Raw genomic sequence first — 254 nt, forward strand, 5'->3', positions numbered from 1 at the left:
GCAACCGTCCCTCTTTCATCAAAGCGGCCAAACCGGATAAAGCTATCCCGTTGTTTGATTACTTTAAAGCAGAAATTGCAACATCAGGATTAAAGACTGAAAGTGGAGTTTTCGGGGCAGATATGAAAGTTTCCTTAATTAATGACGGGCCTGTCACTATTGTTATGGATTCAATTACAAAAAACTAATTTAAAGGATAAATGAAGAACCGAAATATAGTAATTGCTTACCTGATTATTACCTTAATTTTCCTG

Annotated in this window: 1 protein-coding gene; it reads left to right on the top strand. The window is 35.8% G+C overall.

The window, feature by feature from the left end; translation table 11 throughout:
• Positions 1-188 (top strand): D-aminoacyl-tRNA deacylase (locus SB679_RS25340; RefSeq protein ID WP_410705102.1); only part of this gene is annotated, 188 nt, incomplete at its 5' end.
• Positions 189-254 lie beyond the last annotated feature (66 nt).

The organism is Chryseobacterium sp. SIMBA_029, assembly GCF_046535275.1.
In the GTDB taxonomy this organism is placed as follows: Bacteria; Bacteroidota; Bacteroidia; order Flavobacteriales; family Weeksellaceae; genus Chryseobacterium.